Origin of the sequence: Algoriphagus sp. (assembly GCF_024642405.1) — a bacterium.
GTDB lineage: Bacteria > Bacteroidota > Bacteroidia > Cytophagales > Cyclobacteriaceae > Algoriphagus.
On the sequence record NZ_JAHEBC010000213.1, the window covers coordinates 1 to 6,702 of the forward strand.

Sequence of the window (6,702 nt, forward strand, 5' to 3'; positions counted from 1 at the left end):
AGAGCGATTGGAATGAATACTCAGAAAGCCAGTTAATCAGAAAATTATTTTCGATGAATAAAGCGATCAATACTTTTAAACCTAATATCTAACTATTTCCAAAACCAGTTTTATGGTAAAATTTAGACAGGGGGATTGATTGCTCTATTTTCTTAAGTAACAAATCTCTTTCCAAGGAAATTTTTATTTTCACCTCTTCAATTTCTTTAGCTTCATTTGGCTCTATTTCATTTGAAATCAATGCCTTATCAAATTTATTTATTGCAATATCGAAATCATGCCAATCCCCTAGTAGATCAGTCAATTCAAGTTCTTCAGAATCAATATTTTCTTCATTTTCCAACGAGATACTGGCTAGAGAATACATTAAAGTTTTGAGCAGTTTTCGAAGCTTATGGAGTTCTTCTGTATTTAAGGAATTCTTACTTATTAGACTTTCAATCACATTCTTCTTTTTTTCAATAAAAGCTTCCGCCTTTTTCTTTCCGACTTGATCCACAAAGGGAATTAATACATCCATCTTATGAGCAATCTTTCTATCTAATTCTTTTCCCAGTAATTCAAAAAAAGAGTTCTTCTCTTTTGAAAGATCATTATTTATTCTCTTTCGATAATCGAAAAGTGAATTGGTGGAAAAATACTGATCTAGAATATCCTCTTCCAGTTGAAGTTCTCTTACTTTTCCAGCTTGCTTAAAGACTTCCTTAAAAGGGCGAAATGTTTCTTTTCTTTTGAAGTCTTTTGTACAGAAATTAATAAGATTGAAAATGGCGTTGAGCTTTTTTATTTCAACTCGCAACTTATGAAAAGTGCTTTTAGAGAATTCACCTCTCGGGGTTTTTAAGAGCTCATCTATGGTGTCTAAATTAGATTTTAAGTTCTTTTTAAGCGTTTTCATCTTCTTTGAGAAACTTCATAATAGCAGAATTTTGACCTTTTTTGCCATCTTCACAAGTCAAGGGAAATGGGGTATTAAAGCTTTGCTGCGTCAGATTTTCTTGTTGCTTTAATTCAAAATTATTTTAATCGCTGATTATTTTCAACTAGGACTGATTTCAAACTTTCATAAGAAAGATCTTGGACGTTTGTAGCATTATCGATTGACAAGGATGCAGCAATAGCCGCTGATTGTCCCAATACCATAAAAACAGGCTCCATTCGGATTGAACCGAAAGCAATATGGGAGGCACTGAGGCAAACAGGTACTAATAAATTGGTAGCCTCTTCCTTTTTCGGTACAATAGACTTATAACTTATCGGAAAAGGACCATCGACATGAGCCTCCACATTTCCTTCATTTTGGACAAAGCCATTATGATCGACATACCTTTGGATATGATGAGAGTCCATTCCATAGGCGGCTAAACCAACTGCATCTTCTACGACTTCTATCCCCTCACAATGACGTTGGGTCATCACAAAATCACTTACCATTCTCCTTGCTTCCCGAATATAAAGTTGATTTTGCCATCCATCTTCTCTCTCAAATTCATCCTTGGAGGTTCCATATTTTGAATAAACATTTCTAATGTGTTCAGGAATTCGAGGGTGATTGGCAAGCGACCACATTAATCCTTGCTGATACGTTCGATGTGCTTCAACTATCTTTTCTCTTTCTTCATAGCTAGCCTCCGGGTAATCGTAATTTTGCCCTATAAAATCTGTTGAAAAGCCCAACCTATTATTTGTATCAGTTTTACGATTAGGCATCGATGAATTGATCCAAGGCAACTGTGTTTCTCCTGCCTCATAATTTCTAAAAAGCAATTCATAATTTATCTCCTGATATCCCTCAGGCTTTTCGAAAGGAATCCGGTTGTCAGGGTGATCTGTAAGACACATCCGAAAACAATACGCCTGAACTTTATTATCCCCCGTACCATCTATCCCAGGTCCCCCTTCAATAATGTATGGTAACAATCCGCTGGACGGATTCCCTTTTTCGATATAAGGATCTACCCCTGGCACAAAATTATGGTTTTTGGCATTGGCGGAAGGTTTATTTTTGAGGCTTATGCTATAATAATTTGCTTGCACCCCATTTAATGATTCCTTGTATCTTTCATTACTTTCTCTACCAACAGTATAGCTTACTCCTGCAAGTGCCATAAGATCTCCCTCATAGGTGGCATCCATAAACATCTTTCCTTCATAAGTTTTTCCGCTTTCCATGGTTATGGAATGAATTTTTCCATCTGATTTTTGTATTCCTCCTTCAGATCTTAAAAGCCGTTCTCCAAATACAATGTCCACTTCCTCTACTTCTAGCATTTGATGATATACTTTTAAAGCTGCCGAAGGTTCAAATGTCCACATAGCATCTTCTCCTTCTTTCGTTCTGGTTTGTCCTCCATCCACATACTCATCCCTTTTTTGCCAAATCCAATTTTCTGGCTGCTCATAATACAGCTTGATCTGTTGATAAAACTCTCTTGCGATACCCCCTATGGCCTGTTTGTTTCCGATATCCGTTTGTCCTAGGCCCCCTGTTGTCAATCCCCCTAACCTATTGGAAGGTTCAATCAACATCACAGATTTATTCATTCTGGAGGCTTGAATTGCTGCAGAAACACCCGCTGAAGTCCCACCATATATCACAATGTCATAGGACTGGCAAAAAGCTTTAGGTGAAAAAACACCAAGGAGTAAAATACCTATGACTAAAATCGTCTTTTTCATTCTGTTTTAATTATTCAATATTTAAAGTAAGCCAATCCGAATAGAAATAAGCCTGGATTAGGTTAGTTGCAGGTTTTGGGATTCAATTAGTAATATCTAAAATAACTGGTTGAAAGCCAACAAAGACCTGAGCAGGTAAGGGACCGATTAGCTATGATTGGAATTGGGGATTAGGGAATGGGAATTAAGTAATCAGTACTCAGTTATACAGTGATCAGTAAAACTAGTTGACAGGAATTTTACTCTGGAAAATTAAACCGGAACCTAACCGGGACGATTTTTTTGGCAGGGAGAAGCTTTGGGATTAAGAATAAGGATTAAGAAAAATTGATTAGAGTTGAAGAGTTTTAAATTGAATACGAATCAACTCCCCCTTGGAGTGCAAATCTCCATTGGCGGGAAATCTTAATTAAAGGGGGTTAGGGGGATTGGGAGTGAGTGCTCAGTAAGTCAGTTTAACAGGAAATCAGGAAATCAAAACTCAACTATAAAAATTAATCCTGACCCCAGGGGGTCAAATATTTATAGCCCAGGGTGAAACTTTGGGTTTAAATAAAACGACAATATAGCGCTCCTGCGAAGGATCGTTTTTTGGAAGAAAATAGAAATTGCAGGAGGTGGAATTGGAACGGTTTTTTTGCAGAAAAGAAATAAGGAATTAGGGATTAATTGATCAGTAAATCAGTCAATTACTAGCATCGGAAATGAATCCCCCCTCCTTCTGCCTAAATTATTATTTGGGAATCAACGCCTTGAGATCGTCGAGGGTATTGGCATCTTCAATTGTCTTGTCTTTTCTCCATCTCAAAATCCTGGGGAATCTAACTGCTACTCCGCTTTTGTGCCGGTTTGAAAAAGCAATCCCCTCAAATGCCAACTCAAAAACTAGAGTTGGCTCAACACTTCTTACTGGACCAAATCGTTCCAAGGTTGTCTTTTTGATGATCGCATCAACCTGCGAAAACTCCTTATCCGTCAAACCTGAATAGGCTTTGGCAAAAGTGACCAATTCCAAATCTCCTTCTTCATTTGGTGCCCAAAGACCAAAGGTATAATCCGTAAACAAATTGGTTCTCCTTCCATGTCCCCGCATCGCATATGTCAAAACAGCATCAATTGTCAATGGATCGGTTTTCCATTTCCACCAATCCCCCTTTTTCCTACCCACACGATATGGAGAATCATTTCGCTTCATCATCAAACCTTCACTCCTCTTTTCTCTGGCCAATTCACGCTCTGAAGCTACATCCTCCCAAGAGTTAAAAGTCATTTGATGCGAAAGTTGCAAAACCGGATGATTCACTTCCAAAACCATTGGCTCCAATAATTCCCTCCTCTGTACATATTTCAGATTTCTGACATCCTTCCCCTCATATTCCAAAAGGTCATAGGCCCTGAAAATCACCGGTACTTTCTTCAAAATACTTTTACTCAAATTTTTCCTTCCAATCCGGGTCTGTAAGTCATTAAAAGTTCCAATTTGACCTTCCATAAAAGGAAGAATCTCTCCGTCTAAAACCGTCCCATCCGGAAGTGAATTGACCAAATCTGCAATCTCTGGATACTTATCCGTAACTAACTCATCTCCTCGCGTCCAAATAAAAAGTTCACCTTTCCGGAATATCACCTGTCCTCGAATCCCATCCCATTTATGTTCTACAGCCCACTCAGTTACATCACCAAGTTCATGCAGCTCATTTTCCAAAGCATAAGCCAGATAAAAAGGATACGGCTTGGACACATATGCTTGCTCATTCCTTCCAAAAATCAATTCATCAAAGCTGGTTGTGCTTGGACTCCAATCTCCCATCAATCGGTAAGCAAGTTCATCTTCGGGAACGTCGGTCACCTGAGATAACGCTTTAGTCATTAATTTTTGACTGATCCCAATCCTAAATCCTCCTGTCAGAAGCTTGGTAAAAACAAAGCGGGAATAATAATCCAGTTGCATCCATCGCTGCTGAACATAGCTTTTTTTTTCAGCTTCAGATTTAGCCTTAAGAATTATCAGTTCCTCCAGAATTCCCGCAAGTGATTTATCACTTATCATCACATCATTAGGAATAACCAGAGCAATTGATTCTGCCAAATCCCCAACGATATGGTAACTATCTTCAAAAAGCCAAAGAGGAATTTCTGCAAGTTCGGCAGCGTATTGACGAAGTAAAGTAGTATTTACAGGCCTGGGAGGTCTTCTATGGGATAAAATCGCAATGGTCCAGATTTTATCTTCATCTGATGCATTTCGAAAATAATCAGCCAATGCACCAACTTTCCGATTCGTTTTGGTCGTAGCATCCAGTTCCTCGATTAGTTTAGCAAATTTCCTCATGCAGTTTCTGTAGCTTCGGAACTATTCACCTCATCTTTTTCACCCTCATAATCCGTATTTTCAACGCTGGCATCATATCCTATTTCACGCAAGTATTTACTAAATATATCTGTGTAGCCATGCGTACAAATCACACGTTCTGCTTCACTCGCTTTAATGCTTTTCAGTAGACCTTGCCAATCGCAATGATCAGAAATCACAAAACCTTTGTCTGTACCTCTCCTTGCCCTAGCTCCTCTAAAAGCCATCCAACCGCTACAAGTTCCCGTTTCGTAAGGCACAAACTTTCTCATCCAGGGAGAGCCATGAGCACTTGGAGGCGCCACGACCATGCTTCCCTGAATTTCCTTCCCTTTCGTTTCCTTTGTAATCAAGTTAGTCTTTGGAAGTTGCAATTGAGGTCGAAGTACCTCTGTCATTTTTTCAATAGCTCCGTGCGTATATATTTCCCCAATCGAAGGATCTAAATACTTTAAGATTCTTTGCGCTTTCCCCAAGCTATAACCAAAAAGCACTGATGTCTTACCTTCCTCCTTATTGCTTTGCCACCAATTATTTATCTCATCGAAAACCTGATTTTGGGGTTTCCACTTAAATGCTGGAAGACCAAAAGTACACTCGGTAATCATTGTATGACATTTGATTGGGGAATAAGGAGCAGAAATCCCATCATCCTCATCCTTGTAATCTCCGGTGAAAACCCAGACTTGTCCTTTATACTCCACCCGAACTTGGGCTGAACCTATGATATGCCCTGCTGGATGAAGACTGAAAGTAACTCCATTGATCTGAAAGGGTTCGCCCCATTCCACTCCCTGTACATTAATATCTCCCAGCCTGTGTTTTAGAATTGGGATGTTAGAATGATGTGTCAGGTAATTTTTATGCCCATACCTCGCGTGATCCGAATGCCCATGAGTGATGATTGCTTGTTTCACCGGCTTCCAAGGATCAAGATAAACCTGAGCTTTCGGGCAATAAATACCTTTCGAGTTAAAAATGAGAAGGTCAGATTGTTTCATGAATGAATTAATATCAAAAACTTCTTTTGAATGGACCTAATGATTGATCCAAACTGAAATTTAATTTATCTATCTAACTTAGAGAGTTTAGAATTGGTTTTTAATGAAAGAGGGAAAAGGGATTGGGGATTCGGAGATTCGGAGATTTGTTTCGTACCTACGGCACTTAAGCCCATACTTGTAAACGATAATACCGAACTATCGTGCCGCTGGCACTTAGTTGCGGATTTCTGAAAACAGAAAGGTTTGGAAATACTAAACAGGCTTAAAAAGAATTCTAAAAGAAATGAATTTAGATCGGACTAAAATCCCTTTTGGAGAAGAATACAGCGCCGTAGGTGCGGAAGATAATTTAGCCAGGTATGAAATCCTGAGGAACGAAGGATGAAGTGCCTGGCTTAAAAAAATAGGCCATTTCTCCTGCCCTAGATATGTTTATGGAAAGCAATAGAAATTGCAGGAGGTGGAAATGAAAAGGATTTTTGAAGAATAGCAATTAGTGATCCCGATAGTTTTCGGGAGGGAATAGGTATTAGAGTTGGAGAAGATATAATTGAAAACGGATCAACTCACCCTTGGAGTAGAATCCATGATTAGTATAGAATCTTTGTTAAAGGGGGTAAGGGGGATTGGGAGTGAGTGATCAGTAAGTCAGTTAAATAGTAAATC

Annotated in this window: 4 protein-coding genes; all 4 read right to left on the reverse strand. The window is 38.8% G+C overall.

Translation table 11 applies throughout. The annotated features are described in order from the left end of the window. Nucleotides 1-88 precede the first annotated feature (88 nt). Nucleotides 89-898, reverse strand: coding sequence for a CHAD domain-containing protein (locus Q0L68_RS14320; RefSeq protein WP_296704491.1), 810 nt, complete (start codon nucleotides 896-898; stop codon nucleotides 89-91). A 119-nt stretch (nucleotides 899-1,017) separates the two neighbouring features. After that, the gene (locus Q0L68_RS14325) at nucleotides 1,018-2,679 is read right to left on the reverse strand and encodes an FAD-dependent oxidoreductase (protein ID WP_296704493.1); all 1,662 of its coding nucleotides are present in this window, start codon (nucleotides 2,677-2,679) and stop codon (nucleotides 1,018-1,020) included. Nucleotides 2,680-3,412: 733 nt separating this feature from the next. Beyond that, a complete protein-coding gene (locus tag Q0L68_RS14330) occupies nucleotides 3,413-5,011 on the reverse strand; it encodes an ATP-dependent DNA ligase (protein ID WP_296704494.1) in 1,599 nt (532 codons plus the stop codon). Further along, nucleotides 5,008-6,033 carry a ligase-associated DNA damage response exonuclease gene (locus tag Q0L68_RS14335; RefSeq protein WP_296704497.1) on the reverse strand — a complete coding sequence of 342 codons (1,026 nt, stop codon included), beginning with the start codon at nucleotides 6,031-6,033 and terminating at the stop codon, nucleotides 5,008-5,010. The genes Q0L68_RS14330 and Q0L68_RS14335 overlap by 4 nt, the downstream gene beginning before the upstream one ends. Nucleotides 6,034-6,702 lie beyond the last annotated feature (669 nt).